This window comes from Flavobacterium praedii, assembly GCF_026810365.1.
In the GTDB taxonomy this organism is placed as follows: domain Bacteria; phylum Bacteroidota; class Bacteroidia; order Flavobacteriales; family Flavobacteriaceae; genus Flavobacterium; species Flavobacterium praedii.
The window spans coordinates 3,213,588-3,240,337 of sequence record NZ_CP113948.1 but is presented as its reverse complement, the minus strand read 5'-3'; the positions used below and the strand labels follow the sequence as shown (position 1 = coordinate 3,240,337).

The following is a 26,750-nucleotide window of genomic DNA, read 5'->3' as shown; positions in this document are numbered from 1 at the left end:
TTAATTTAAAAACTTAATTGTTTATGATTGCTACTATTTACAATAAGTGTATTATTGCTTCTTACTATACACGATTATTTCTTCTTGTTTTCATGTTCTCTTTTATGGAGACCTTTGCTCAAACCGATATCTGTTCTACAGATCCTTCTGGAGAAGTAGTGGTCAATGGCACCTCTTGTACTTATGTTACTTTTAATAAATCTTTTGGTGAAAATAATGGAACAGCTTATTGGCAAAACACGAACCTAAATAATTGTGGGTCTTCAACTGTGGAAGATACCTGGGGTTGGTTTACGGCTATTTCAACCCAAACCACTATTAATTATCAATCTACACAAACTGGCATTGACGTGGTGTTGCATTTGTTCGATCATTGTGATCCAAATATGAACTCCATAGCTTGTTCGGATAATACCCAAGGGGCAGGCTTGGAGCAAATTACCTATACTACTGTTCCGGGTCAGATATATCATTTTAGAATACAATTATATGGCAATGGTGGCGCTTTTCCAGGAGAAGTATGTGTGTACAGCAATGTACCTTTACCTTTAACACTAAATACCAATGATGCCACGGCAATATCGTCAAGTGGAGCAACCTTAAATGGAGAAGCGAATCCAAATGGGACCAATGCTACATTTGTCTTTGAATATGGGAACACCACAGCTTATGGTCAAACTATATCGGGAAGTCCAGCTAGCGATAATGGGAACACAACCATTCCAATTTTAGCTAATTTGACTGGATTACAACCTAATACTACGTATCACTACCGTCTCAAAGCTACCAATTCATCTGGGGATACTTTTGGAGCTGATAAAACATTTACTACTCCAATTCAATACTTTACTTCGATAGAAGAGGCAAGTACTGTGACTACAGCAGGATTATATCCATTTAATATCAATGGAACTATATTTACTACTTACGTAGATGCCAACGGTTGGGTATTAGTAGCCAATGATGTAGGAGCACCCATTTCTCAAAATTTACAAGAAGTAACTACTTTAGAAGCTACGATTAGGGGTGTTTTAAAGCCAACTATATTATCTAATTTAGGTAACTTTAATACCCTAAACCTTAGATCCAGTGATGGAGTATTGGATGTCTTCAGTAATAATTCAACACTTATTTCAAGAATTAAACAATCGCAAACCCTACATCAAGGCGTAAATGATAATGCTATTAATGATTCTTGGGTCGGAGCTTCTTCTTCAAGTATAAAAAGGGATGCCTCTTGTACCACCTCAAGTGGAACAACGCTAAAAGAAAATATTATTCATACCTGTGGAAATTTTATTGGAACCAATTGGATACCAAGTATAGGTTTTCGTAGAATTAGTGAAGGAAGTGGTAATGTAGCCAATACGATAAGTTTTGGATTATGGGTGAAGCTAATTCCTCCTCCAGTTATCAATACTTTGTCTAATTTAACAGGTTGTATCGGCTCTATTTTAACCATAAACGGAAATAATTTATCTACTGTTCAATCCGTTACTATTGGAGGCACACCTGTTACTGTAGTCAGTACAACAGACACTGCTGTCACGGTTAGGATTGCTGCTGGAGCTTCTGGAATTGTTCAAGTTACCACATTAGGCGGTGTCACTACCGCTACGGATAATTTCACAATCACGTTTGATGCAAATGAGCCTTTAGGTACAGGCTGTAATCCTTTCACTGCAATAAGCCAAGCTAGCGCGATAACATCAGATGGATTATATACCTTCAATATAAACGGAACTCAGTTTGAAACAAAGGCAGAAGGAGGTTATTTGTTAATAGCTAATGATGTAGGCGAACCAGTGAGTCAGAATTTAGCTGAAGTTCAAACACTGGATATCACTGTACGAGGTATTCTCATTCCTTCCATATTGTCCGAATTGCGTTTTCTTAATTCCATTAAAATCAAATCCAGTGATGGACTTTTGGATGTTACGAGTAATGATCCAACCCTAAAATCAAGGGTAAGGCTAGGTCAAACGCTGCATCAAGGAGTAAATGACAATGCCATAAATGATACTTGGACAGGGGCGTCTGCAGCAAATGTAAAAGATGATGCCTTTTGTACTACTTCAAACGGGACAACTTTGAAGGAAAATATCATTCACACCTGCGGCAGTTCAATTGGAACTACGTGGATTCCAAGTCAAGGTGTCCGAAGAATTAGTGATGGTAGTGGAAATGTAGCCAATACGGTTAGTTTCGGTTTATGGGCTCAAATATCAATACCCCCAACGATTACTTCTTTATCTAGTTTAACAGGATGTATTGGCTCTAATTTAACCATAAACGGAACTAATTTATCCACAACGCAATCGGTTACTATTGGAGGTATTCCTGTAACTGTGGTTAGTGCAACCGAAACTAGTGTGAATGTAAAAATTGGAATAGGAGCCTCGGGAGCTGTTCAACTTACCACTCCGGATGGTGTAGCAACGGCTACAGATAATTTCACTATTGTTTTTGATACCAACCAGCCTTTAGGTACTGGATGTAATCCTTTCACTAGTTTGGATCAAATTACGACATCAACAACTGACGGTAGTTATATCTTCAATCTGAACGGTAATCAGTTTGAAACCAAAATAGAAGGAGGCTGGGTATTAATTGCTAATGATGTAGGGGCACCCGTAAGCCAAGACTTGAATGAAGTTCAAACATTAGATGTTACTACAAGAGGAATATTGAATACTACGATATTATCCAATTTGGGTAATCTAGATGGGGTAAAAATCAAGTCGAGTAATGGTACATTAAATGTTACAAGTGTGGATCCAAATCTCAAATTAAGAGTAAAACAAGGGGCTACCCTTCATCAAGGGGTAAATGATAACGGCATCAACGATACTTGGGTGGGGGGATCTGCCAATGCTTTGACAGGAGATGCGACTTGCGTAACTACTTATTCAACTGCTTTAAAAGCTAATTTAATTCACACTTGCGGTAATGCAAATGGAACGACTTGGATACCGCGTACAGGAGAGCGAAAAATTACCTTTTCAGGAGGTAGTGTAGCTAATGATGTGAGTTTTGGATTATGGGTAAAACCAAGAGTGCCTATTGTTTATAATGGAATTACTGGGTCAAACTTATGGCTCAAAGCCAATGAAGGTGTAACTAGTTCGGGTAGCAATTTGACAGGATGGATTGATCAAACAGGAATCAACACGTTTACCAAACAAGGAACCATTGGCTACAAAACGAATGCGATTAATTTTAATCCGGCTGCAAGTTTTTCTCATGATGCAAGTATAAATACGGAACCAATCAATAGACTGGATGGAAATTCACCGATTGATATTGCACAGGCATTTGCAGTTTATAGAAATGCAACGTCTTCAAATAAGCGAAACACTTCTCTGTTTGGTAATTCAAATTCTACTGGATCTAAGGGCATTTTCTTGAATAATTTTAGATCTTCAGACTTTATTTACTTTGAGAATGTTGGAATGTATTCTGCTTATCAAGCATTTCCGAATAATATTGGCTACGATCAATTTGCTATTCAGGATTTGGATTTTTCTTCTACTGTATCCCCAGGGTTTGCAGATGCATGGACTAATGGGAAAAATACATTTTTGAACCAAGCAGGTGGTCCTCAAGTTGATTATTCAATTCTTCCCTCCGTTACTCCTTTGATTGGAGGTTTAAAGATTTTAGATGGTTATAATTTCAATGGGGAAGTAGCCGAAATCATCACCTATCCTTATACATTAACTGAGATTGATCGAAAAAAAGTAGAAAGCTACTTTGCGGTAAAATATGGAATTACATTGGATAATTCGGTAGGGAATTATGTGAATTCATCAGAAGTCTCCATTTGGGATAATGCCACCTATTGGCACGATGTATTCGGTATTGGGAAAGACGCTACTCTTGGCTTGAATCAACCCCAATCGAATAGTAGCAATACAGGAAGTGGTGATGGAACTGGGCAGAATGGAAAAGGAAATATCGTGCTGAGTAATCCGTCTTCTTTTGATGATGGCGACTTTTTGATGCTCGGGCATAATAATGGAAGTTTAACCCAACAAATCCTCGATTTACCTGCAAGCCAGTTGGGTGCCCAAAGATTGGTTAGAGAATGGAAAGTGAAACGAACCGCTGATCCAGGTACTGTTTCGCTTCAGTTTAGCACACTCGGACTAAACTTTCCAGGTGGTGCAACAGTTGAAGACTTTGCATTGCTTGTTGATATAGATGGTAATGGGAATTTTACTGATGGTACAATAACAGAAATTCCTGCGACTTCGTATACCAACAATTTGGTAATTTTTAATTCAATTTCACTCTCTGATAACTCTGTTTTCACTTTGAGGGTAAAAAAGGTAGCTCCAGGACCGGGTGCTTTTGGCCATAATTTGTGGCTTAAAGCAAATGAAGGAGTAACTAGCTCTGGCATTAGCTTAACAGAATGGATTGATCAGACAGGAATCAATACGTTTACCAAACAAGGAACCATTGGCTACAAAACGAATGCGATTAATTTTAATCCGGCTGCAAGTTTTTCTCATGATGCAAGTATAAATACGGAACCAATCAATAGACTGGATGGAAATTCACCGATTGATATTGCACAGGCATTTGCAGTTTATAGAAATGCAACGTCTTCAAATAAGCGAAACACTTCTCTGTTTGGTAATTCAAATTCTACTGGATCTAAGGGCGTTTTCTTGAATAATTTTAGATCTTCAGACTTTATTTACTTTGAGAATGTTGGAATGTATTCTGCTTATCAAGCATTTCCGAATAATATTGGCTACGATCAATTTGCTATTCAGGATTTGGATTTTTCTTCTACTGTATCCCCAGGGTTTGCAGATGCATGGACTAATGGGAAAAATACATTTTTGAACCAAGCAGGTGGTCCTCAAGTTGATTATTCAATCCTTCCCTCCGTTACTCCTTTGATTGGAGGTTTAAAGATTTTAGATGGTTATAATTTCAATGGAGAAGTGGCCGAAATAATCACCTATCCTTATACATTAACTGAGATTGATCGAAAAAAAGTAGAAAGCTACTTAGCTATAAAATATGGGATTACCTTAGATGCATCTGTCACGAATTATGTAAGTTCATCTGGAACATCCATTTGGAGCAACACATCATATTGGCACGATGTTTTTGGTATTGGAAAAGACAGTAAAAGTGCGTTGAATCAAACCCAATCTAACAGTAGCAATACAGGAAGCGGTAATGGAACTGGGCAAGATGGCATGGGGAATATAGTCATTAGTGATCCAACTTCATTAGATGATGGTGATTTTGTAATGATAGGTAACGATAATGGTGCTTTAACAGAACAAACTACTGATTTACCCATCAATTTGAGTGGTAAAAAACGCTTGGGTCGAGAATGGAAAGTAGCTAAAACCAATACACCAGGTAACTATAATTTAACTTTTGATACAAAAGGGCTGTGTTTGTCAATTGCTGGTGCCAATGATGTAAAAATGGTGGTAGATACTGATGGAGACGGTGTTTTTAGCACTGCAACTACTATTGATGCAGCATCTTATAGTAATGGTGTTGTTTATTTTTCAAATCTTGATTTGCCTAACAATGCTGTATTCACCTTCTTGACTACACCACCTACTATTCAATTGACGTCTGACGTGGGTACTGATGCCCAAACGGTATGTGCCAATACTGCAATGACCAACATTGTCTATACTACTACTAAGGTTACCAATGCTGTAGTTACTGGCCTACCTGCTGGAGTGAGTGCTAATTTTTCTTCTAATACATTAACCATTAGCGGTACGCCTTCAGCAGCGGGTGTTTTCAATTATACGATTCAAACGAATAGTTCACAATGCACAACAGTAGCGAATGTGACGGGAACCATCACAGTAACCGAACAACCCACAAAACCATCAATTACTGCCTCTAGTTCAACTAGCTTTTGTGCACCAGGATCGGTGGTCCTAAACAGTAGTACTCCTACAGGAAACCAATGGTATAAAGATGCTGTAGCAATTGTAGGAGCTACAGCCAATAATTATACCGCAACAGATTCTGGTTCTTACACGGTAAATACTACTCAAAATGACTGTATCAGCCAAGAGAGCAATCAGGTGGTGGTAACCGCTAATAGCATACCCAGTAGGCCTACTTTGATTGCTACAGGAAGTACTATCGTATGTGAAGGAGCTAGTGTACGATTACATACCTCGTCGAGTATCGGTAATAAATGGTACAGAAATGGCAATGAAATACTAGGAGAAACTAGTATTGATTATTTTGCTACAGAGAGTGGATTATACTTTGTAGAAACTACTAATGCTACAGGATGTGTAAGCGGATTGAGTGTTCCCATACGAATAACTGTAAATCCTAATCCAGTAGTCGCTCCAATTACAGGAGCTGACATTGTTTGTGCCAATTCAACCATTGTGATCTCTAGTTTGACATCGGGTGGGGTTTGGAGTAGCAGCAACACCGGAATCGCTACTATTGATGGTTCTGGATTGTTAACTGGTGTAAGTGCTGGAACAGTGACTATTACCTATAGCGTAACGAATAGTAGTGGATGTGTTTCAATAGTGACTAAAAATAGTAGTGTTAAGGCACAGCCTATACAACCTACAGTGAGTGCCTCAGGAGCTACAAGCTTCTGTTCTCCAGACACTGTTGTTTTAACCAGTAGTGCAAACACAGACAACCAGTGGTATAAAGACACTATACTTATAACAGGAGCTAACACCAATGTCTATACAGCTACAGATTCTGGATCTTATACGGTAATTAATACGATAAATGGCTGTAGCAGTCCTGAGAGCAATCCAGTAGTAGTAAAAGTCAGCATTGCTCCTGTGGTAGATCCAATTACAGGTGCAGCAGTGGTTTGTGCAGGTTCTAGTATACAACTCAGCAATACCATACTCAAAGGGGTTTGGAGTAGCAGCAATTCGGGTATCGCCAGTGTTGATGGCTCAGGATTGGTAACAGGCGTAAGTGCTGGTAGTGTCACCATTACCTTTACGGTTACCACTAAGTTTGGCTGTTCAACAAGCGTTAACAAATCCGTCACTATCATTGCTCAACCTATAAAACCGACTATCACTGCATCAAGCAGTACAAGTTTTTGTGCTCCGGGATCAGTGGTATTAAACAGTAGCGAAACTACGGGTATCCAATGGTACAAAGATGAGGTTGCGATAGCTAGTGCTACTAGTACAAGTTATACCGCTAACGCTACAGGAACATATACCGTGATGGCTACGCAAAACGGGTGTAATAGTAGTATAAGTAATCAAGTTTCTGTAACTGCCAATAGTACCCCTACCCCTCCTAGCCTAATCGCTACAGGCAACACTATTATTTGTGAAGGAGCTAGTGTGAGATTACACACGTCATCACCAACAGGCAATAAATGGTTCAAAAATGGAGTTGAGATTCTAGGGGAAACCGAAAGTGATTATATCGCTACAACCAGTGGCTCTTATACGGTAGAGAGTATCAATCCATCGGGTTGTGTGAGCGGTTTGAGTGTACCTATATTAGTAACGGTAAATCCTAACCGAATTGTGGCACCTATTACAGGAGCAGACACGGTTTGTGCCAATTCTAGCATCACGCTTTCTAGTAACAGTAAAACAGGAGTTTGGAGCAGCAGCAATACCGGTATTGCTTCTATTGATGGATCTGGTGTAGTAACAGGAGTGAGCGCCGGTACAGTAACCATTACCTACAGCGAGGCCAATAGTAGTGGTTGTGTGACAAGTGTGAGTAAAACCATTACCGTAACAGACCAACCGATACAACCTACCATTAGCGCTTCTGGGGCGACGAGTTTCTGTGCTCCAGATTCTGTAGTTTTAACCAGCAGTGCCACAACGGGTAACCAGTGGTTCAAAGACGGCGCTGCAATAGTGGGGGCTACAGCCAAGGTGTTTACGGCTACCGATTCAGGAAGTTATATGGTGCAAGTCACCCAAAATGGCTGTGGGAGTCTAGAGAGTGATGCTGTGGGAGTCAAAGTGAGTGTTGCACCTGTGGTAGATCCAATAGCAGGTGCAGCGGTGGTTTGTGCAGGTTCTAGTATTCAACTCAGCAATACCATTCTCAAAGGGGTTTGGAGTAGCAGCAATACAGGTATTGCAAGTGTTGATGGCTCAGGATTGGTAATAGGCATAAGTAGAGGTACAGCCACTATTACCTTTACCGTAACCACTAAATTTGGCTGTGTGACCAGTGTGAGTAAAACCATCACAGTAACAGCTTTGCCCTTCAAGCCAAGTATTACCACTTCAGGATCCACTAGTTTCTGTACTCCTGGATCGGTAGTATTAAGAAGTAGTGCTACTACAGGCAACCAGTGGTACAAAGACGGCGTGACGATAGCTGGTGCTACTAGTTCAAGTTATACCGCTACGGTCACAGGAGTTTACACAGTAATCAGTACTCAATACAGCTGTATTAGTGTAGAGAGTGATCAAATATCGGTAACGGCCAATGCCTCCCCAAGTGCACCAACCTTGAATGCTACAGGCAAAACGATTATTTGTGAAGGCGCAAGTGTTCGTTTACACACCTCCTCTTTAACAGGTAATAAATGGTTTAAAAATGGAGTTGAGATTCCAGGGGAAACCGGAAGTGATTATATTGCCACAACTAGTGGCTCTTATACGGTAGAGAGTATCAATCCATCGGGTTGTGTGAGCGGTTTGAGTGTACCTATATTAGTAACGATAAACCCGAACCGAATAGTAGCTCCTATTACAGGAGCAGACACGGTTTGTGCCAATTCTAGCATCACACTTTCTAGTAACAGTAAAACAGGAGTTTGGAGCAGCAGCAATACTGGTATTGCTTCTATTGATGGATCTGGTGTAGTAACAGGAGTGAGCGCCGGTACAGTAACCATTACCTACAGCGAGGCCAATAGTAGTGGTTGTGTGACAAGTGTGAGTAAAACCATCACGGTAACAGCCCAACCGATACAACCTACTATTAGCGCTTCAGGGGCGACGAGTTTCTGTGCTCCAGATTCTGTAGTTTTAACCAGCAGTTCCACAACGGGTAACCAGTGGTTCAAAGACGGCGCTGCAATAGTGGGGGCTACAGCCAAGGTGTTTACGGCCACCGATTCAGGAAGTTATATGGTGCAAGTCACCCAAAATGGCTGCGGGAGTCTAGAGAGTGATGCTGTGGGAGTCAAAGTGAGTGTTGCACCTGTGGTAGATCCAATAGCAGGTGCAGCGGTGGTTTGTGCAGGTTCTAGTATTCAACTCAGCAATACCATTCTCAAAGGGGTTTGGAGTAGCAGCAATACAGGTATTGCAAGTGTTGATGGCTCAGGATTGGTAATAGGCATAAGTAGAGGTACAGCCACTATTACTTTTACCGTAACCACTAAATTTGGCTGTGTGAACAGTGTGAGTAAAACCATCACAGTAACAGCTTTGCCCTTCAAGCCAAGTATTACCACTTCAGGATCCACTAGTTTCTGTGCTCCAGGATCGGTAGTATTAAGAAGTAGTGCTACTACAGGCAACCAGTGGTACAAAGACGGCCTGGTGATAGCTGGTGCTACTAGTTCAAGTTATACCGCTACAGTGACAGGAGTTTACACGGTAATTGTTACTCAAAACAGTTGTATTAGTGTAGAGAGTGATCAAGTATCGGTAACTGCCAATTCAAGCCCAAGTGCTCCAACCTTGAATGCTACAGGCAACACTATTATTTGTGAAGGAGCAAGTGTGCGTTTACACACGTCTTCCCTTACAGGCAATAAGTGGTTCAATAACGGAGTTGAAATTCCAGGGGAAACCGCAAGTGATTATATCGCCACAACCAGTGGCTCTTATACCGTAGAGAGTATCAATCCATCGGGTTGTGTGAGTGGAACAAGCACTGCGATACTAGTAACAGTAAATCCTAACCGAATTGTAGCCCCTATTACAGGAGCAGATACGGTTTGTGCCAATTCCAACATCACGCTTGCAAGTGCAACCACAGCAGGGGTTTGGAGCAGCAGCAATACAGGTATTGCTTCTATTGATGGTTCGGGAGTAGTAACAGGAGTGAGCGCTGGTACAGTCACCATTTCCTATAGTGCTAGCAATACAAGTGGTTGTACAACAAGTGTGACTCAAACAGTAACGGTAACAGCACAACCAGTTCAACCAACGATTACCACGACAGGATTATCCAACTTTTGTACAACTGGGTCTGTAGTTTTAAGAAGCAGTGCTCCTAAATCAAACCAATGGTACAAAGATGGTGTGCTTATAACTGGTGCAATTGCGAGTGTTTATAATGCTACAACTAGTGGCTCCTATACTGTTTCGACTTCCAAAAATAACTGTATGAGTGGGTTCAGTGATCCTGTTGTAATAACGGCCACTACTCCTATTGTAAATCCAATCATTGGTGATAGCGCTATTGATTTGGGAAGTACATCTCAATTAAGCAATACAACACCGGGAGGAACTTGGCAAAGTAGTGCCATTTCAATTGCTACAATTTCGGCCTCTGGTTTAGTTACGGGTCTTGCCCTTGGAAATGTCGTTATTAGTTATACTGTTACAAATAGTCAAGGATGTTCTACAACTGTAACAAAATCAATTGCTATTCTATCTCTTGATCTTCTCGCTGTAAATGACGATTTTAGAACAACGCCCATTGATTCCTCTAAAGGTGCAATTTTGGATGTATTGACTAATGATAAACAAAATAATGGTCCAATTAATAACACAGATGTAACCGTTTCAATTATAGACGCCAATGGTTTACTTGGTGTTACAACAGATAATCTAGGAAAAATCATGATTCCTATAGGATCCGAAATCGGAAGTTACGTCTTAACCTACTCTATCTGTTATGTTGGCAATTCAAATAATTGTTCCGTTGCAACAATTACCATTATTATCAAAGATCCTTGTGATTTCAATGATAGTTCAACAGACTGTGATATTGATGTTAAAAATGCTGTTTCTCCAAATAATGATGGTTTAAATGATGTATTATTTATAGAAAAAATTGAAAACTATCCAGATAATAGTGTAGAAATATTTAACCGTTGGGGACAATTGGTCTATAAAACGATTGTCTATAATAATACTTCGAATGCCTTTAACGGTATTTCTCAAGGTAAAGGGACATCAACTAAAAATGGTGAACTTCCTGAAGGAACCTATTTTTATGTAATAAAATACAAAAAACCAATAAGTGGAATTATAAAACAAAAAGCAGGCTACTTATTTATATCAAGATAAAGTATTCAACAAATTCAGGAGTATAATTGATTTAACTGATATTAGATAATATTAATTCCTTAAAATTTAGATTATAACTACTTAATTTAAAAGGCTTTTCAAAAAATTGAAAAGCCTTTTAACTTTAACCAAGAAAAAGTCTATTTTATGAATATTGACAGTTTGAAATAGCAAGATTCTCAGTAAAGAACAATTAGAAAAAATTCAATATTAGAAATCTGATTTACAATACCAAAAATTCATAATCATCTTAAATCTATTATTAATGATTTATAAAATATTCTTTATTAAAAAAAATTACAAACTTCTATTCAATTTTTAAATGAAAAATGACTATAAATAGTAAAACAAATTACAGTCCTTTTTTATTTAATCTTTTTATTTTGGACTAATATTACTTAAAGTTAAAGTAAAAGATACACTTGTTCCTTTTCTAGCAGCGCTCCTCATCTGTGAAACTCTGATGGTGTAAATTCCGCTTTTAGCAATTTTACCTGAAAAATTATTACCATCTACATCTCCTCGATGCAATGCCATTGCACTTTCATCCGGTGGCATCAAATTAAAAGAAGATGAATTGGTGCTGCCTTTATACGAAACTTTAAACATTTGTCCTTCTTCTACATAAACTGCGTAGTCAATATATGCATCTCCCTTAAAAGTCCCTTTGATTACTTTGTTTGGGCTATCTGGCGACAAGGTAACATCTACTTTTTTTTGTGCGAAAGAAACTACTGGCATCAACACTACAAATAATACCAACACTAAGAATTGTTTTAAATTTGTTTTCATAAGAATTTGATTTTAATTGATTTACAATATAAATCTACAAAAAAAGCATTAAAAAATTTTTTTTTAGTAAAATATAATTGTACTCAAAAAATGATTTTCTTAATTTCTTGAAAAACCTTTATTATAGAAACTAAAATCTCCAATATTTATATAAGGAGTTTGGGATTTTTTTTACCAATTATTAACTTTTGTAAGTAACTCCCATATCTTCAATAGAAAAATGGTCCGTCAATAAATGCAATAAATGATCTCGCAACTCAATATATTCAGGAGTTTTTACAATTTCAATTTTATTTCTAGGTCTTGGTAAATGAACCTCAACAATTTCTCTAATTGTAGAAGCTGGGCCATTGTGCAAAACCACAATTCGGTCTGATAAGAACAGCGCTTCTTCGATATCATGCGTAATCATCACGATGGTTTTCTCTCTGTTATTTAGATTCCACAATTTCAAAACTTCGAGTTGCATCGAGCCTTTGGTTAAAGCATCCAATGCACCAAAAGGTTCGTCCATCAATAATACTCCTGGATTGATGGCAAACGCTCTCGCAATAGCCACTCTTTGTTTCATCCCGCCCGAAAGCTGTCCCGGTAATTTGTCTTTGTGTTGGAACAGATTCACCATTTTGAGGTTCTGAATCACAATCTCGTGTTTCTCGGCTTTGGAACAATCCATAACCGAATCCACCGCTTGAAAAATATTGTTTTCCACCGTCAACCAAGGCAATAACGAATAGTTTTGGAAAACAATTCCGCGATCCGGTCCTGGTCCTTTGATATTCTTATTGTCCAATACTACCGATCCGCCCGTTGGGGTAAGCATCCCTCCTATCGCGTTCATAATCGTTGATTTTCCACAACCCGAATGTCCAATGATGGATATGATTTCACCTTTTTTGATAGAAAGGTTAATATCTTTTACTGCAATGTATTTCCCTTTTGGAGTTGGAAAAGAAATTTCCAAATCTTTTATTTCTAAATAGCTCATTTTTTTTTGTTTTTAAGTTTCTACGTTTTTTGGGAGCAGAAGCATTTGTTTTTTTAACATGTGTCCTCCCGCTATTCGTTGCAATCTTTTTATTTTTAAAGAAAAAATAAAAAGGATTTTCACTGCTATCGGGGCTAAAAATCAGCATTCTGTTTTTTTAAGATGTTGAGTTACTGAAGTTGCTAAATCTTAGAAACATAGCGTCTCAGTATCTTAGAGTCTTTTTTACGCTTTATAAGACACTTTATTTTCAATCATTGTAAAAAATCCGTCAAAAATAATTCCGACAAAGCCGATGATGATGATGGCCGAAATCACTTTTTCCAAACTCAATGCATTCCAGCTGTCCCAAACAAAAAATCCAATTCCTGCTCCACCCGATAACATTTCGCCGGCAACAATAACCAACCAAGCCACACTGATACTCAATCGCAATCCCGTGATAATGTGTGGCAAGGTGTATGGAAAAACAACTTTGGTCAAATACCTCCATTTTGAGAAACCAAAAGCCTTGGCTACATTTTTATGATCTTGCGGAATGGTACTCACCCCAAAAGAAGTGTTGATTAATGTAGACCACAAAGAGGTGATAAACACGATGAAAATAGTCGCCATTCCGGTGTCTTTAAAAACCACCAAACCAATAGGAAACCACGCCAAAGGCGAAACCGGTTTTAAGAACTGAACGATAGGGTAAAATATTTTTTTGAAAATTGAACTGGCACCAATCAAAATTCCAAAAGGAATTGCAAACAAAGAACCCAATAAAAAACCCGATAAAACGGTTTTGATGGAGACAAACAATTGCAAGCCAATTCCTTTGTCATTCGGACCATAATCATAAAATGGATCGCTTAACATTTCGAATAATACGGTTAAGGTTGCTGTTGGCCCAGGAAGCGCCTCTTTGGTATAATAACTCAATAGACTCCAAAATCCGCAAAAAATGGTCAATCCAATACAAGCAAATAGGATCGATTTTGCTTTTTCTAAAATATAGCGTGACGCTTTTTTAAGTGTTTTTTTCTTGATTAATCCACCTATAATTTTCTTCTTAGTGTGGGCTATATCTTGCCCCTGGGTTTCGATTGTTGCTGAAGTTGAATGTGACATAATTGTGAATTTTAATTTTTTTTTGATTTTACCAAACAACCTGATTTCGATTATTTAATAATTTGTTTTTCATTGTATATCCAGCAAGGTTTTTTTTAACCTTGTAAGTATAAATACCGAAGAAAAGATACCTACAAGGTTCTTAAAAAACCTTGTAGGAGTATTAAGTACATTATTTATAAATAGGTTTTAGAGTAATGATCGAACTCAGGTTAACCCGTTTTGAAAACCTATTAGATCAATTGCTCTTGAAATCCGTGAAGCTGCGTGAGGGATAAAAGCTAGCTACCGAAGTAGCGCGGATAGCCCGACCAAGTTGAGCAAAGGGGCTGAATGAGCGGTGCTATAAGTAAGCCCCTTTGCTCAACTGGGTCACGCCCAACTATTTTTAACGTTTCACCACTTTTAAATAAGCGGATGGGTTTGCTGGATTGAAAACTGTTTTGTCCATCGTGAGGGAGAAAGGTTTCATATCATCCGTAGGGATTTTGATCTTCATGCTTTTGGCTACTTCTTCGTATAAATCCTGCAAGATTAGTTTATCGGCAATGGCTTTGTAATTGGGTTCTTCTTTCAAATATCCAAATCGAACATATTGTGCCATAGCCCAAATTGCGTAAGATTTACGAGGATAATTTACGGTTCCTCCTTTGTAAAACAACATATAATCATCGGTATAAACTTCGGTTCCTTGGTTGCAACCTAAGTTGTAATCGCCCATCAATCTCGATTCGATAACATCGGCAGCGGCATTTACATAAGGCGCTTTCCCAATGATGGCAGCGGCTTTCTTGCGGTTGGCAGGATTATCCAGCCAGATGCAAGCTTCGAGAATGGCTTTCATTACTTTTTTAAGATCCTCACGACGGGTTTCGCTAAATTCTTTGTTGACAACCAATGCTTTTTCAGGATGGTCTTTCCAAATATCCTGTGAAGCAATTTGTGTAAATCCAATTCCTTGTTTTACGGCAACTCCGCCCCAAGGTTCCCCCACGCAATATCCGTCCATATTCCCTACTTTCATGTTGGCTACCATTTGTGGAGGCGGAATGGTGATGATTTTTACTGCTTTTTGATTTAATCCTGCCAATGACATCCAGTTTCTCAACCACAAATCGTGGGTTCCTCCAGGGAAAGTCATCGCAAAAGTCACTTCTTTTTCGGCTTTCAATTTGGCGGCCACAACGGGAGTCACTTTATTCATTTGTTTGAAACCTACTTTTCCGCAAAAGTCATTCGATAATGTGATCGCTTGACCGTTTACATTTAGCATCATGGCAATTCTCATTTCGGAGCCAGCCTTTCCTCCTACTCCAGTGTACACTGAAAAAGGCATCGTATAAAGACAATGAGCGCCGTCCAATTCGCCTGTTAAGATTTTGTCACGGATATTGGCCCAAGACGTTTCTTTGGTTACCACCACTTCAACTCCGTATTTTTTAAATAAACCCAATTCTTTGGCCATGACAATTGGCGAACAATCGGTTAAGGGAATAAAACCGAGCTTGATAGGTTCGCTAACTGGTGGTTTTGGATTTGTTTTGAAAGAAGAGAACAAAACCACGCACGCTACCAACATCAAGGTGGTAAAAAGTGTACTTCTATTATTAATTGATTGTATCATTTTTTTTTGTTTTTAGTTTATTAATTACTTTTTATTCAAAAAGTTAGGTTTAATATTTACCATTATATATGCCCATTGCGGAGTAAGATTTGCATTGGCTACATTTTTGACTTGAGCCGATGCCATAGAATTGGTAGCTTTCATTACAGAATAACCTGCTTCAATATTGACCATTTTGGTCAAGCTGTAATTCATTTTCAAATCCAATTCAGTTCCTAAATAACTGGTTTGTTTTCCTCCTGCTCCATTTGACAAAGAGTTAGCCGATTCAAAACCGTGCAAGTCAGCAAAAAGAGTTAGGTTGTCTTTCAAGTTGTATTTGGCTTTCAAGAAGTAGTTTAACAAACCTTGTGCGCCAAAACCGCTTGGTGCGTAGAAGTAATCCATAGTTCCCCAAAACTTGTGAGGTGTACCATAAAGCGGGTCAAATTGATTATTGGTGGAGGTTGCTGTAACTGCTTCTGTTCCATCGTTTCCTGATAAATAATCAACGCCAGGACCTACAAATAATTTTCTGCCCACTTGCAAAGTCGTAGTAATCGAAGCCAAATTACTGCTCAAACTACGACCGTTTTTGTCATGTCCAAATTGGTGGTACACGCTACCTTCTAGTTTAAGTTTTCGGGTCGCATTCACATTATAGTAGAAACCGGTAGTGTTACGGGTCCAGATTCCTTGTTCGTTTACTTTGGTTGTCACTGCCGGAGTTCCCGTAGTTACATTGGTATATTTATTAAAATTATCGCTTAGGAATAAAAAAGAAATGTCTCCAAAGAAAAATTTCTTAGCGATATAAGCATACTCCAATGATTTGTAATTGGTGCCCAAACCGTTTGTACCTGCTGTATATCCTGAAGTTGCCGCTGGAACACCATTATAAATTGTTCCTACCAATTGCTCTTTGTTTTGGTTGAAAGCGACTCCAAAATCGGCTGTCCATCCTTTATTGAAATATTTCAAGACAATCGCGTCGTGGTAACGCGCTTGTTGCAACCAGTCTAGTCCTCCTATTACTTTTTGATCATCATACGAAATCTCTTGACGTCCTATTTTTAAAGATAAATTTTGAATGTTGCTTATAGTGTCGTTCAACATAATTTCTCCCCAAGCTTCGTGCAGTTGTACACCGTTATTTTCTGCTGTTGTAGTTTTGTTAATTGTTGAAGCATCTTGCCCCCAAACACGTACATCCTGAATGGCTACAAAAAACTTGAATCTGTATCCCGTAAAACCAACATTCAATCGCGTTCTTTGTGAAGTAAATATGGCAGTCTCCGCGTCTTTCGCTTGCAAAGTACTGTATCCGTCTCTAAATTCTGATCGTGTTCTTAACTGTCCAGTAGCGGTTAACTGTGCATTGACGGTATTGCAACCCACTAATGTTATAGTCAAACCTAATACCAAAGATTTTAAATTTCGGCCTTCTTTTAGTGCTTTTATTTTTTGTATTGTGGTAGTACTCTTTTGCATAATAAATTGGTTTTGATTAGTATGAAGCAAATATACATACGTATTAATACTTACGTATTTGCTTTTTACAGTATAAAACCTCTTTTTTACACAACAAAAAATATCCAGAAAACAATTCATTAACTGCGTTTACGCAATAATTTTTCGCGAAGTCCTTTGATTAATGGCATCAACCAATACTTATCTTTTAAACAGAAGCACGTATTTTGTAAAGCCTAAAAAATATTTTGCCAAAAAAAGGAAATATATTTCCACAAAAAAAGCCCCAAAAGGGCTTATTAAATTCAAAGTGTAAATCCAAAACTACTTAGACATACTTATGTTCCATAATTTCCGATTTCATTTTGTTAATTTGTTGCAAACCTATTTTCTTACCAACCGTTTTAATTAATTCCTCTCTTTTCAAACTCGAAATCACCCTAGTCACTTGCTCTTCGGTCGTACCAGCAAAATCGGCAATCTCTTTACGGGACAAATCAAGATTAATCAGCTCATTCTTTTGACCAAATTTTCGGTGAATGTATAATAAGGTATCAATCACGCGCTCTCTCACGTTCATGTGGGCGATTTTCCGAATGTTGTTCTCGCTCTTGTTTAATTCCTCGGCATAAAAAAGCATCATATCATAAGTGAATTCGGGAATATTTTGAAGAATGTCCATCATCACCTCATTATTAAAATTACACAAAATGGTATCCTCCAAGGCATAAGCTCCAATCAAATACCGATTGCTCGTTCCAAAACCCCTAAAACCAACCGTATCCCCATCGGTCGTAAACCTTACAATTTGTTCCCTGCCGTTGATTCCTGTTTTTACCGTTTTTACCTTTCCTTTTTGCACAAAATAGAGTCCCTGAATAGGTGCCCCCTCAATAATAAACTGTTGCGATTTCTTGCAGCTAAAACTGTGTTTCTTCTCTATATAACTTTGCATGTTGGGCAAATGAATATGCTTTTTGATAAAACAATTTTCATTACTACAATTGTTGCAAATGGCTTGATTTTCTTTCATCTGTAGTTGTTTATTTTTTAATCCAATGAACAAATCTTGGTTAATTGACAAAATCAGTAAAAAAAATACTGTAACTGTCTTCTTTTGAAGTAAATATATGAGTTTTTCGCAATACACAATAGTTGGCACTACCCAACAGGCCGCCCAATCAGCTCGAAAAACAGCTTGCTTTTTGTGCATTCTTTATAAATGAGCACGAAAAAATAACATCAACTATCATTTCATCTACTTAGAATCGGTACATTTTTAGAAATTCGTAATTCTTTACACATAAGTAAAAATACGTAGTTTTATGTGTTTTGTAGTTTTTTACTGAAACAAAAATCCCAATCCAAAATGTTTGGATTGGGATTTTTTTGAATATTATTAGAAATTTTAATCGCCACCACCAACTAAATACACTTTTTAGCATCAATAATCGCGACAAATACTTATAGTTTTAAAGCTTCCTCAATTATTTTTTGTTTGCAAATTTCCCAGTTAAAATCTTTGTGAAGCATTTTAGGATTTAATTGTTCATCGGCATCATCATAATAGGACAAACTTTTCAAAACCATAAACTCCGAACCATTTGAATATTTAAGATTATAAAAATCAAGCATTTCTCGCATTGAAAATTTTTTCAACAAAAAATATAAGTCAATAAAATCCTTTTTTGAGCCACGTCCTGCAATTGCGTTTAATTCATTGCTGCAATATCCATTGTAGACAACATTCTTATATGTCCAATTAGAATAGGATTTGATAACAAAGGGTATTTATAATTTACAAAATCAACTTTTATTCCGTTCACTTCAGCAATCAAAATATTTTTGGTGCTTTGAGTAACAATAACTTGACCGTAATCTTTTAGTTTATCAATAAATAGGTTTTGGTTTATTTCACAATTGCCAAACAAATCTATATCTATCGAATTTCTGTGACCCATTTGCAATGACAATGAAGTGCCGCCAACTAAATGATAATCAAGAAACAATTCTTCGCACATTATTTTTTTTAGGAGTTCCAGTAATTCGGGAACAACTGTCTGTGTTTGTAGCATCTGAATTCCTTTTTATCAATATTGAAAAGTGCCGCTAAATAAGAAAGTGTAACAGCATCCAAACTTCTTATATTAAGTGAAATTTCCTTAATTGTATTTAAACCATAGACGTCTTTTAATAAATTCCAATCTTTTATTAAGCCATGTTCTAATACTTTTTGAACTAAATGAATTTTATGTTTTTGAAAGTCAAAATCAGAAAAATCCACATCCCAAAAAAGATGTGGAGAAAAATCTTCTATGCTTATTTCCTTCTTCATATAACAAAGATAATTATTTTTAAATCACCATTGTCAATTGAATCCTCTTTCTATCCTCGTCAACCTCCACAACTTTTACGGTAACATGTTGGTGTAATTTGACCACTTCATTCACATCGCTCACAAAACCAGCTTTGAGTTGCGAAATATGAACCAATCCACTTTCTTTCACCCCAATATCAACAAAACAACCAAAATTGGTAATATTATTCACAATTCCTGGCAAAATCATTCCCGTTCTTACATCTTTAATTGTTTTTACATTCGGGTCGAATTCAAAAACCGTAGCTGCTTTTCTAGGGTCTAATCCCGGTTTTTCAAGCTCTTTTATAATGTCTTTCAAAGTCAAAACTCCAATATCCGCCGTAATGTAGTTTTCAGGTTTTATCAAAGCTGTTTTTGCTGCATTGGCAATCAAATCGTTTACGGTCAATTTCAAATCTTTGGCCATCTTCTCCACAATAGCATACGCTTCTGGATGCACTGCCGAATTGTCTAAAGGATTTTTGGCATTCGAAATACGGATAAATGCCACTCCTTGTTGATAGGCTTTATCACCCAAACGAGGTACTTTTTTTAGCTGTTTTCTGTCGGTAAAAGGACCATTTTCAGATCTATAAGTCACAATATTTTCAGCAAGCTTCTCTCCTATTCCACTCACATAACTCAACAAATGTTTACTCGCCGTATTGATATTGATTCCCACCGAGTTCACGCAACGAATCACGGTATTGTCTAATTCTTCCTTTAATTTGTTTTGATCTACGTCGTGTTGGTATTGTCCAACGCCAATTGCTTTTGGGTCAATTTTTACCAATTCGGCCAATGGATCCGATAATCTTCTCCCTATAGAAACCGATCCTCGCACCGTTACATCATAATTAGGAAATTCGTCTCTAGCAATCTTTGAAGCCGAATATACGGAAGCGCCCGCCTCCGAGACAATAAAAACCTGAACTGGTTTGTCAAAAGCGATTTTCTTGATAAAGAATTCGGTTTCTCTAGAAGCTGTTCCATTACCTATCGATATCGCATCAATTTGGTACGCATTGACCATTGATTTAATCTTTTTCATCGCCATTGCTTCTTCCTTTTGCGGAGCATGCGGATAAATGGTTTCGTTATACAACAAATCCCCTTTTTCGTCCAAACAAACAATTTTACAACCCGAACGAAATCCAGGATCTATTGCCAAAATTCTTTTTTCGCCCAAAGGCGGTGCCAATAACAATTGCCCTAAATTATTAGCAAATACCTGAATCGAATTAATGTCCGCTTTCGCCTTTGCTTCCTGCAACGCTTCATTCGAAATTGCCGGATTCAGCAAGCGTTTGTAACTATCCTCTATCGCTAATTGAATATGTGGCGTGGTACTGTTGTCTCCTTTAATAATTAATTCATCAATAATGTCGTAAGCGTCGTCTAACTCCACATCCACTTTGAACTTGATAAAACCTTCGTTTTCGGCTCGCATAATAGCCAATAAACGATGTGATGGCGCTTTGGTCAATGGTTCTGCCCATTCAAAATATTGATTGAATTTTTGGGCACCTTCCTCCTCTTTCTTGGATTTAACCACCTTAGTTGTAATCGTCGCTTTACGCTCAAACAATCTTCTCAACTGTTTTCTAACGTAAATGTTTTCATTAATCCATTCGGCAATAATATCTCTCGCGCCTTGCAAAGCCGATTCCTCATTAATCACGTTCTCATTCAAGTATTGTGTTGCCAAGAAATCAACATCATCCTTACTTTGCGCCATTATAATTTTCGCCAAAGGTTCCAATCCATTCTCTCTCGCTACATCGGCTTTGGTTCTTTTTTTCTTTTTATACGGTAGATAAAAATCTTCCAATTCCTGTAAATCGAAACTCTGTTGGATTTTTTTATCCAATTCCGATGTCAATGCATTTTGCTCCTGAATCGATTTTAAAATCGCTTCTTTACGCTTTACAATGACTTCGTACTCTTTTTGGAATTTTGCAATGTTCTCGATAAAAACTTCGTCCAGATTTCCCGTTTTGTCTTTTCGATATCTCGAAATAAACGGAATCGTGCAATCTTCTTGTAATAATTGAACCGTATTTTGAATGTTGATTGTTGCCGTGGCAACGTATTTTGAAATGAATTGTAAATTGGTCATTGATTATGCTGTAATTTTATTATCCTGTAAAAATAGAAAAAGGAATGTATTTCTATTCATTTAATTCTTTTTTTGCGGGAGGCAAAAAATTCTCGCCAGTTACTACGCTTTTCCCAGTTTTATCTTCCAAAGCAATACGAGCATTTTTGGCAATAGCACCTCCTTTTTTGCTTGCTTTTGCATTTTCGATAAGCCCTTTGGCTTTATCGCTTTCTGCAATTTGTCTGGTAGAAAGTTCAGCCAATGCGGTAAAAATCAATTCTGCCTCACTCATGTGATCCCTAAGGTTTTGGGCTTCCAGACCCTTGACCTCTTTGTGTTTTTTTACAGATAATCCTGTCCACTCTTGATGAATAATATTGGTAAGCATTGCAAACTCGTCCTGCTTTTCAACTCCGCTTTCTTTCCAATAGTCGGTAAGTTTGTTTCTAGTTTCCTGTCCCGTCATTCGTTGCTGAATCCATTTTTCGCTTCGACCTAATTTTTGCCAATTTTCGCGGGCACGATCTAAACTTTGCGCTGGATCTGCTAATTCTTGCATGCGTTCATATCCAACTTTGGCTAACCATTGTTTGAAAGGTTCCGCTTTTGGAGAGGGAATGGATTGGATTAAACGTAACAAAGTTTCTGTATCTGCAGTATCTGTCAGTCGGTTTTTGCCGTCTTCCGCAAGCATTTTAAACTGTCGACAAAGTGTCGACAGTTGAAGCCCGTCTTCAGTATTGACCCTAATTTTCATTTTATACCAATAATCTCTTGGATTAACGCTGTCGGTCAAAATTTCGATTACATCAATAACCGAGAAATACCAAATTTCTTTTTCAGCATCATAATGGCTACGTACTTTTTTTTGTTCAAATAATTTAATTGGGCTCATACTACATACATTTTTAAGGCTTAAATAAAGACTTTAAATATAAGAAAAATAATAAACTTCTGCTATCTTTGACTTTTATTTCTATTTAAATGGTATTATTAATATTTACTTTTTTTCTTGTTAATTTAATTGCTTTTGTGTTAATAGGCTATGACAAAAAATTAGCAAAAAATAATAAAAGAAGAATATCCGAACAAACACTTCTGTTCTGGGTGGCGCTTGGTGGTACCATTGGTTCATTGCTTGCGATGTCGATTTTTCGACACAAAACGGCTAAAACAAGTTACTTGCTAAAATTTTTCAGTATTACACTAATTCAAATTTTGACTGTTTATTTATTGATATCAAACTACATTATTCAACTTTAAAAACAATAAAAGCCCAGTTTTAGACTGAGCTTTTACTAAATTTTGGTGCAAAGCACCCCGCGGATTTTTTTATTGACAAGCAATTTTATTCACTCTATTTTGATGTCTTCCTCCTTCAAATTCGGTAGCTAAGAACGTTTCAACAATTTCTACAGCTTGCGGAATAGACGTAAAACGCGCTGGAATGCTCACAATATTAGCATCATTATGCAAACGCGTTAAATAAGCAATCTCTTTAGTCCAACACAAACCGGCGCGAACACCTGCATGCTTATTAACAGTCATTGCAATTCCGTTTCCACTTCCGCAAATCACAATACCAAAATCAGCTTTACCTTCTTCAACATCCGTTGCAACAGGATGCCCAAAATCAGGATAATCAACAGAAGCTTCTGTATCTGTACCATAATTGGTCACTTGATGCCCTTTTGACTCTAAAAATTGAACAATTGCTTTTTTATAATCTGGTCCGGCGTGGTCATTCCCTATCGAAATTTTCATTTTTTCTGAATTAGTTTTTGAATTGCAAATTTAACCAAAGTATTTTAGATACAATACAAAAAGTATTTTTCAGTTGTAATAATAGATAAAGATTAAACTTCAAAATTCTATTTTTTTAAATAAAAACGCAACTATTTGATTCTTAGAAATTTTGGAGTTTATTAACATTTTCATAAATATACAATAGTCTGCAAATCAGTACACAGAATATAATTATAATGTTAATATTTTGCATTGTTAATAGTAAAAGCTAACTACTTGATATTCAATTAACCTTAAGTTAACATAAAATGTTTATAACTTTGGATAGAATTTTAGAAGTTTTTTGAGTTTGTAAACAAAAAATAAGTAATCCAAAACCTATATCAGAAATCCAAATAAAGTTTAATGAATTTTTAGAAAAGTTATCAATACTTAAAATTGGGTTGTAAACAAAAAACACAAAGTCACTTATTTACAATTTATATAATTTTTGATTTGTTAACAGTTGTTAATTATTTTAAAAAACTCCCTAAAAACTAAATATTTAAGTATCAATAACGATGTTAATAACTCAATATAAAAACCTAAAACTTCATTTCAGTACATTTTTATAGAAATTTATAGTAACTATTAACACACTATAATAACCATTAAAAAATTAATTTAATTTAAATTTTCTTTTTGTTGTATTTAATATATGTTGACAACTTTGAAATTTGAAAACAAAAAAATTAAATTGAAAGTTGAAATTTGAAAACAAAAAAATTAAATTGAAAGTTGAAATTTGAAAACAAAAAAATTAAATTGAAAGTTTAAATTTTTCAAACAATTGAAAGTTTTGAATTCAAATTGTCTAGTATTTCTTGAACTTGTTCAAAATCGTTTGGATGCACTTTGAGTTGGATTCCGCCAAAAGCAAAGCTTGCCAACGGGTCAATGGAAACAATGTGTTCATTTTCGAAAAAATAATGAATTCCTTCCTGATCCAAAATATGTCTAAGTACCACAATTTCATGTGGATAATTAAATATGGCAATCGTTTTAAAGTCTTTCATTTTATTTTTTTTATAAAAGTAATAAAGTTATTAATAGTTTAAAACTCTAGGTAGAATAGGGAATAGTGAATACAATTTTGTAATTTTAGACTTTTAAGAAAAGATACATGAGTAAAAGAATAAGAAAGCCGATAAAGAAAGAGAAAGATTTCTCAGATAAAATTATAAAAATATTATCGCAAAATGCCAATAAAGCATTTAATTATAAGCAAATAGGAGCAAAGTTAGAACTTGATGACACTCAAAGTCGGAATCAAATCATAAAGGATTTAAAGATTTTGGCCGCTTCCAAGAAAATTATAGAATCTGAACCTGGAAAATATTTAATAAAAGCTGCCAGTAAAGAGTATTACGAAGGTACAATTGATATGACGGGTCGTAAAACGGCCTATTTCATTTGTCCTGAATTTGAAGAAGATGTTTTTATTCCATCCAATAATCTAAATCACGCTCTGGATAAAGATACCGTAAAAGTGTATGTTTATAACAAAAGAAGTGGTCGAAGAGCTGAAGGTGAAGTAATTGAAGTGATCGAAAGATATAAAACTGACTTTGTTGGAGTGATTGACATTCAAAAGAATTTCTCTTTTGTTTCGACTGCCAATCCTAAAATGTACACCGATATTTTTATTCCAAAAGATAAAATAGGGGAGGCGGAGCAAGGAGATGTTGTTTTAGTCCACATTGAGGATTGGCCATCCAGAGCCGATAGCCCTTTTGGAAAAGTGGTAAAAGTGCTTGGAAAACCAGGAGAACACGATACCGAAATTCATGCTATTTTGGCCGAATATGGATTGCCAGCCGAGTTTCCTATTGAAGTAGAAACCTTTGCCCAAAAAATTGATACATCAATTGAAGCCAGTGAAATTGCCAAACGTCGTGATATGCGCGATACGTTGACTTTTACGATTGACCCAAAAGATGCCAAGGATTTTGATGATGCTTTGTCTTTCAAACAATTAGAAAATGGAAATTATGAAATTGGAGTTCACATAGCCGATGTTTCTTATTATTTGGAAGAAGGTACCATATTGGATGATGAAGCCTATCAAAGAGCAACATCCGTTTATTTGGTGGATAGGGTAGTGCCAATGTTACCCGAAGTGCTGTCTAATTTTGCCTGCTCGTTGCGTCCTCAAGAAGAAAAATATACGTTCTCTGCTATTTTTGAAATCAGCGAGAAATGTCAAGTGGTGAACCAATGGTTTGGTCGTACTGTAATCTTCTCCGATCAGCGTTTTGCTTATGAAGAAGCGCAATACATCATAGAAACCAAGGACAATACAATTCCTGTTGATATTTCGATTACTGGAACTTCCTATGTAGTTTCAGATGAAATCGTGGCTGCTACCCTAAAAATGGATCAATTAGCCAAAATATTCAGAAGAAATAGAATGAACGAAGGTGCTATTTCGTTTGATAAAGTAGAAGTAAAATTCAATTTAGATCCAGAAGGTGAACCAGAAGGTGTTTATTTTAAAGTTTCAAAAGATGCCAATCATTTGATTGAAGAATTCATGCTTTTGGCTAATAGAAAAGTCGCTGAATACATTGGTAAACAAAAGAAAACTTTCATCTATAGAATTCACGATGAGCCCAATGAAGACAAATTAATAGCCATGCAAAATTTAATTGCTAAGTTTGGTTATAAAATTGATTTTAGAAATAAGGGTGATATTTCCAAATCATTGAATGCTTTGATGGAAGAAGTAAACGGTAAAAAAGAGCAAAATTTAATTGATACTCTTGCTATTCGATCCATGAGTAAAGCTAAATATTCTACGGATAACATTGGTCATTACGGTTTGGCTTTTGATTATTATTCGCATTTTACATCGCCTATCCGTCGTTATCCAGATGTTATGGTACACCGATTATTACAGTATTATTTGGATGGAGGTAAATCAGTAGATGAAGAAACTTATGAAGCAAAATGTTTACATTCTTCAACTATGGAAGGTTTAGCAACGAATGCTGAAAGGGACTCTATCAAATATATGCAAGTTAAATACATGCAGAACCATCAGGATCAAGAATTCTTAGGTGTTATTTCTGGGGTTACAGAATGGGGTATTTATGTAGAAATTATAGAAAATAAATGTGAAGGAATGGTTAGAACCCGTGACATAAAAGAAGATTATTATACATTTGACGAGAAGCAATATGCCTTAGTGGGTGCGAATTCTAATCGATTATTGCAGTTGGGTGATGAGATTTATGTTAAGGTTAAAAATGCTGATTTAGTTAAAAAACAATTGGATTTCAATTTTATTAAAAGGAATGAATAAAAATATATAA

16 protein-coding genes are annotated in these 26,750 nt (G+C 36.6%); 3 read left to right on the top strand and 13 right to left on the bottom strand.

Translation table 11 applies throughout. The annotated features are described in order from the left end of the window. Window positions 1-23 precede the first annotated feature (23 nt). The gene (locus OYT91_RS13680; protein ID WP_281238407.1) at window positions 24-11,225 is read left to right on the top strand and encodes a DUF8202 domain-containing protein; all 11,202 of its coding nucleotides are present in this window, start codon (window positions 24-26) and stop codon (window positions 11,223-11,225) included. Window positions 11,226-11,603: 378 nt separating this feature from the next. Here the strand turns inward: OYT91_RS13680 and OYT91_RS13675 are convergent, their stop codons facing one another. From OYT91_RS13675 to OYT91_RS13625, 11 genes are all read right to left on the bottom strand, one after another. Beyond that, on the bottom strand, window positions 11,604-12,017 hold the full coding sequence (locus OYT91_RS13675) for a hypothetical protein (protein WP_281238406.1): 414 nt from the start codon (window positions 12,015-12,017) through the stop codon (window positions 11,604-11,606). 181 nt (window positions 12,018-12,198) lie between these two features. Next, entirely contained in the window at window positions 12,199-13,005 is an 807-nt protein-coding gene (locus OYT91_RS13670; protein WP_281238405.1) for an ABC transporter ATP-binding protein, read from the bottom strand. A 225-nt stretch (window positions 13,006-13,230) separates the two neighbouring features. Next, on the bottom strand, window positions 13,231-14,118 hold the full coding sequence (gene ntrB, locus OYT91_RS13665) for a nitrate ABC transporter permease (RefSeq protein WP_281238404.1): 888 nt from the start codon (window positions 14,116-14,118) through the stop codon (window positions 13,231-13,233). A gap of 388 nt (window positions 14,119-14,506) precedes the next feature. Further along, window positions 14,507-15,742, bottom strand: a complete 1,236-nt coding sequence (locus tag OYT91_RS13660; RefSeq protein WP_281238403.1) for a CmpA/NrtA family ABC transporter substrate-binding protein — start codon at window positions 15,740-15,742, stop codon at window positions 14,507-14,509. Window positions 15,743-15,766: 24 nt separating this feature from the next. Further along, window positions 15,767-17,212, bottom strand: a complete 1,446-nt coding sequence (locus OYT91_RS13655) for an alginate export family protein (protein ID WP_281238402.1) — start codon at window positions 17,210-17,212, stop codon at window positions 15,767-15,769. 307 nt (window positions 17,213-17,519) lie between these two features. After that, window positions 17,520-18,224, bottom strand: a complete 705-nt coding sequence (locus OYT91_RS13650) for a Crp/Fnr family transcriptional regulator (protein ID WP_281238401.1) — start codon at window positions 18,222-18,224, stop codon at window positions 17,520-17,522. A gap of 431 nt (window positions 18,225-18,655) precedes the next feature. Then, complete coding sequence (locus OYT91_RS13645; protein WP_281238400.1) at window positions 18,656-18,835, bottom strand: hypothetical protein; 180 nt, start codon at window positions 18,833-18,835, stop codon at window positions 18,656-18,658. A 68-nt stretch (window positions 18,836-18,903) separates the two neighbouring features. Then, complete coding sequence (locus tag OYT91_RS13640) at window positions 18,904-19,266, bottom strand: nucleotidyl transferase AbiEii/AbiGii toxin family protein (RefSeq protein ID WP_281238399.1); 363 nt, start codon at window positions 19,264-19,266, stop codon at window positions 18,904-18,906. Next, on the bottom strand, window positions 19,221-19,526 hold the full coding sequence (locus OYT91_RS13635; RefSeq protein WP_281238398.1) for a DUF6922 domain-containing protein: 306 nt from the start codon (window positions 19,524-19,526) through the stop codon (window positions 19,221-19,223). Before OYT91_RS13635 ends, OYT91_RS13640 begins: the two co-directional genes overlap by 46 nt. 19 nt (window positions 19,527-19,545) lie before the next feature. Further along, a complete protein-coding gene (locus OYT91_RS13630) occupies window positions 19,546-21,669 on the bottom strand; it encodes a Tex family protein (RefSeq protein ID WP_281238397.1) in 2,124 nt (707 codons plus the stop codon). A 52-nt stretch (window positions 21,670-21,721) separates the two neighbouring features. Beyond that, window positions 21,722-22,546 carry a BRO family protein gene (locus OYT91_RS13625; RefSeq protein ID WP_281238396.1) on the bottom strand — a complete coding sequence of 275 codons (825 nt, stop codon included), beginning with the start codon at window positions 22,544-22,546 and terminating at the stop codon, window positions 21,722-21,724. An 89-nt stretch (window positions 22,547-22,635) separates the two neighbouring features. Here OYT91_RS13625 and OYT91_RS13620 point away from each other — a divergent pair, with 89 nt between their 5' ends. Beyond that, window positions 22,636-22,914, top strand: a complete 279-nt coding sequence (locus OYT91_RS13620) for a DUF1294 domain-containing protein (RefSeq protein ID WP_269224346.1) — start codon at window positions 22,636-22,638, stop codon at window positions 22,912-22,914. A gap of 69 nt (window positions 22,915-22,983) precedes the next feature. On the opposite strand, the gene rpiB is transcribed toward OYT91_RS13620, so the two are convergent. Both rpiB and OYT91_RS13610 read right to left on the bottom strand, forming a co-directional pair. After that, window positions 22,984-23,415, bottom strand: coding sequence for a ribose 5-phosphate isomerase B (rpiB, locus tag OYT91_RS13615; RefSeq protein WP_269224347.1), 432 nt, complete (start codon window positions 23,413-23,415; stop codon window positions 22,984-22,986). An 803-nt stretch (window positions 23,416-24,218) separates the two neighbouring features. Continuing rightward, window positions 24,219-24,452, bottom strand: coding sequence for a putative signal transducing protein (locus tag OYT91_RS13610; protein ID WP_269224348.1), 234 nt, complete (start codon window positions 24,450-24,452; stop codon window positions 24,219-24,221). Between the two features lie 107 nt (window positions 24,453-24,559). Between OYT91_RS13610 and rnr the strand changes: the two genes are divergently transcribed. Next, on the top strand, window positions 24,560-26,740 hold the full coding sequence (rnr, locus tag OYT91_RS13605; protein ID WP_281238395.1) for a ribonuclease R: 2,181 nt from the start codon (window positions 24,560-24,562) through the stop codon (window positions 26,738-26,740). Window positions 26,741-26,750: the final 10 nt, after the last annotated feature.

Coding starts and splice junctions, on each gene's coding strand:
- OYT91_RS13680 (WP_281238407.1), top strand. CDS start 24: ATGATTGCTACTATTTACAATAAGTGTATTATTGCTTCTTACTATACA.
- OYT91_RS13675 (WP_281238406.1), bottom strand. CDS start 12,017: ATGAAAACAAATTTAAAACAATTCTTAGTGTTGGTATTATTTGTAGTG.
- OYT91_RS13670 (WP_281238405.1), bottom strand. CDS start 13,005: ATGAGCTATTTAGAAATAAAAGATTTGGAAATTTCTTTTCCAACTCCA.
- ntrB (WP_281238404.1), bottom strand. CDS start 14,118: ATGTCACATTCAACTTCAGCAACAATCGAAACCCAGGGGCAAGATATA.
- OYT91_RS13660 (WP_281238403.1), bottom strand. CDS start 15,742: ATGATACAATCAATTAATAATAGAAGTACACTTTTTACCACCTTGATG.
- OYT91_RS13655 (WP_281238402.1), bottom strand. CDS start 17,212: ATGCAAAAGAGTACTACCACAATACAAAAAATAAAAGCACTAAAAGAA.
- OYT91_RS13650 (WP_281238401.1), bottom strand. CDS start 18,224: ATGAAAGAAAATCAAGCCATTTGCAACAATTGTAGTAATGAAAATTGT.
- OYT91_RS13645 (WP_281238400.1), bottom strand. CDS start 18,835: ATGCGAGAAATGCTTGATTTTTATAATCTTAAATATTCAAATGGTTCG.
- OYT91_RS13640 (WP_281238399.1), bottom strand. CDS start 19,266: ATGCTACAAACACAGACAGTTGTTCCCGAATTACTGGAACTCCTAAAA.
- OYT91_RS13635 (WP_281238398.1), bottom strand. CDS start 19,526: ATGAAGAAGGAAATAAGCATAGAAGATTTTTCTCCACATCTTTTTTGG.
- OYT91_RS13630 (WP_281238397.1), bottom strand. CDS start 21,669: ATGACCAATTTACAATTCATTTCAAAATACGTTGCCACGGCAACAATC.
- OYT91_RS13625 (WP_281238396.1), bottom strand. CDS start 22,546: ATGAGCCCAATTAAATTATTTGAACAAAAAAAAGTACGTAGCCATTAT.
- OYT91_RS13620 (WP_269224346.1), top strand. CDS start 22,636: ATGGTATTATTAATATTTACTTTTTTTCTTGTTAATTTAATTGCTTTT.
- rpiB (WP_269224347.1), bottom strand. CDS start 23,415: ATGAAAATTTCGATAGGGAATGACCACGCCGGACCAGATTATAAAAAA.
- OYT91_RS13610 (WP_269224348.1), bottom strand. CDS start 24,452: ATGAAAGACTTTAAAACGATTGCCATATTTAATTATCCACATGAAATT.
- rnr (WP_281238395.1), top strand. CDS start 24,560: ATGAGTAAAAGAATAAGAAAGCCGATAAAGAAAGAGAAAGATTTCTCA.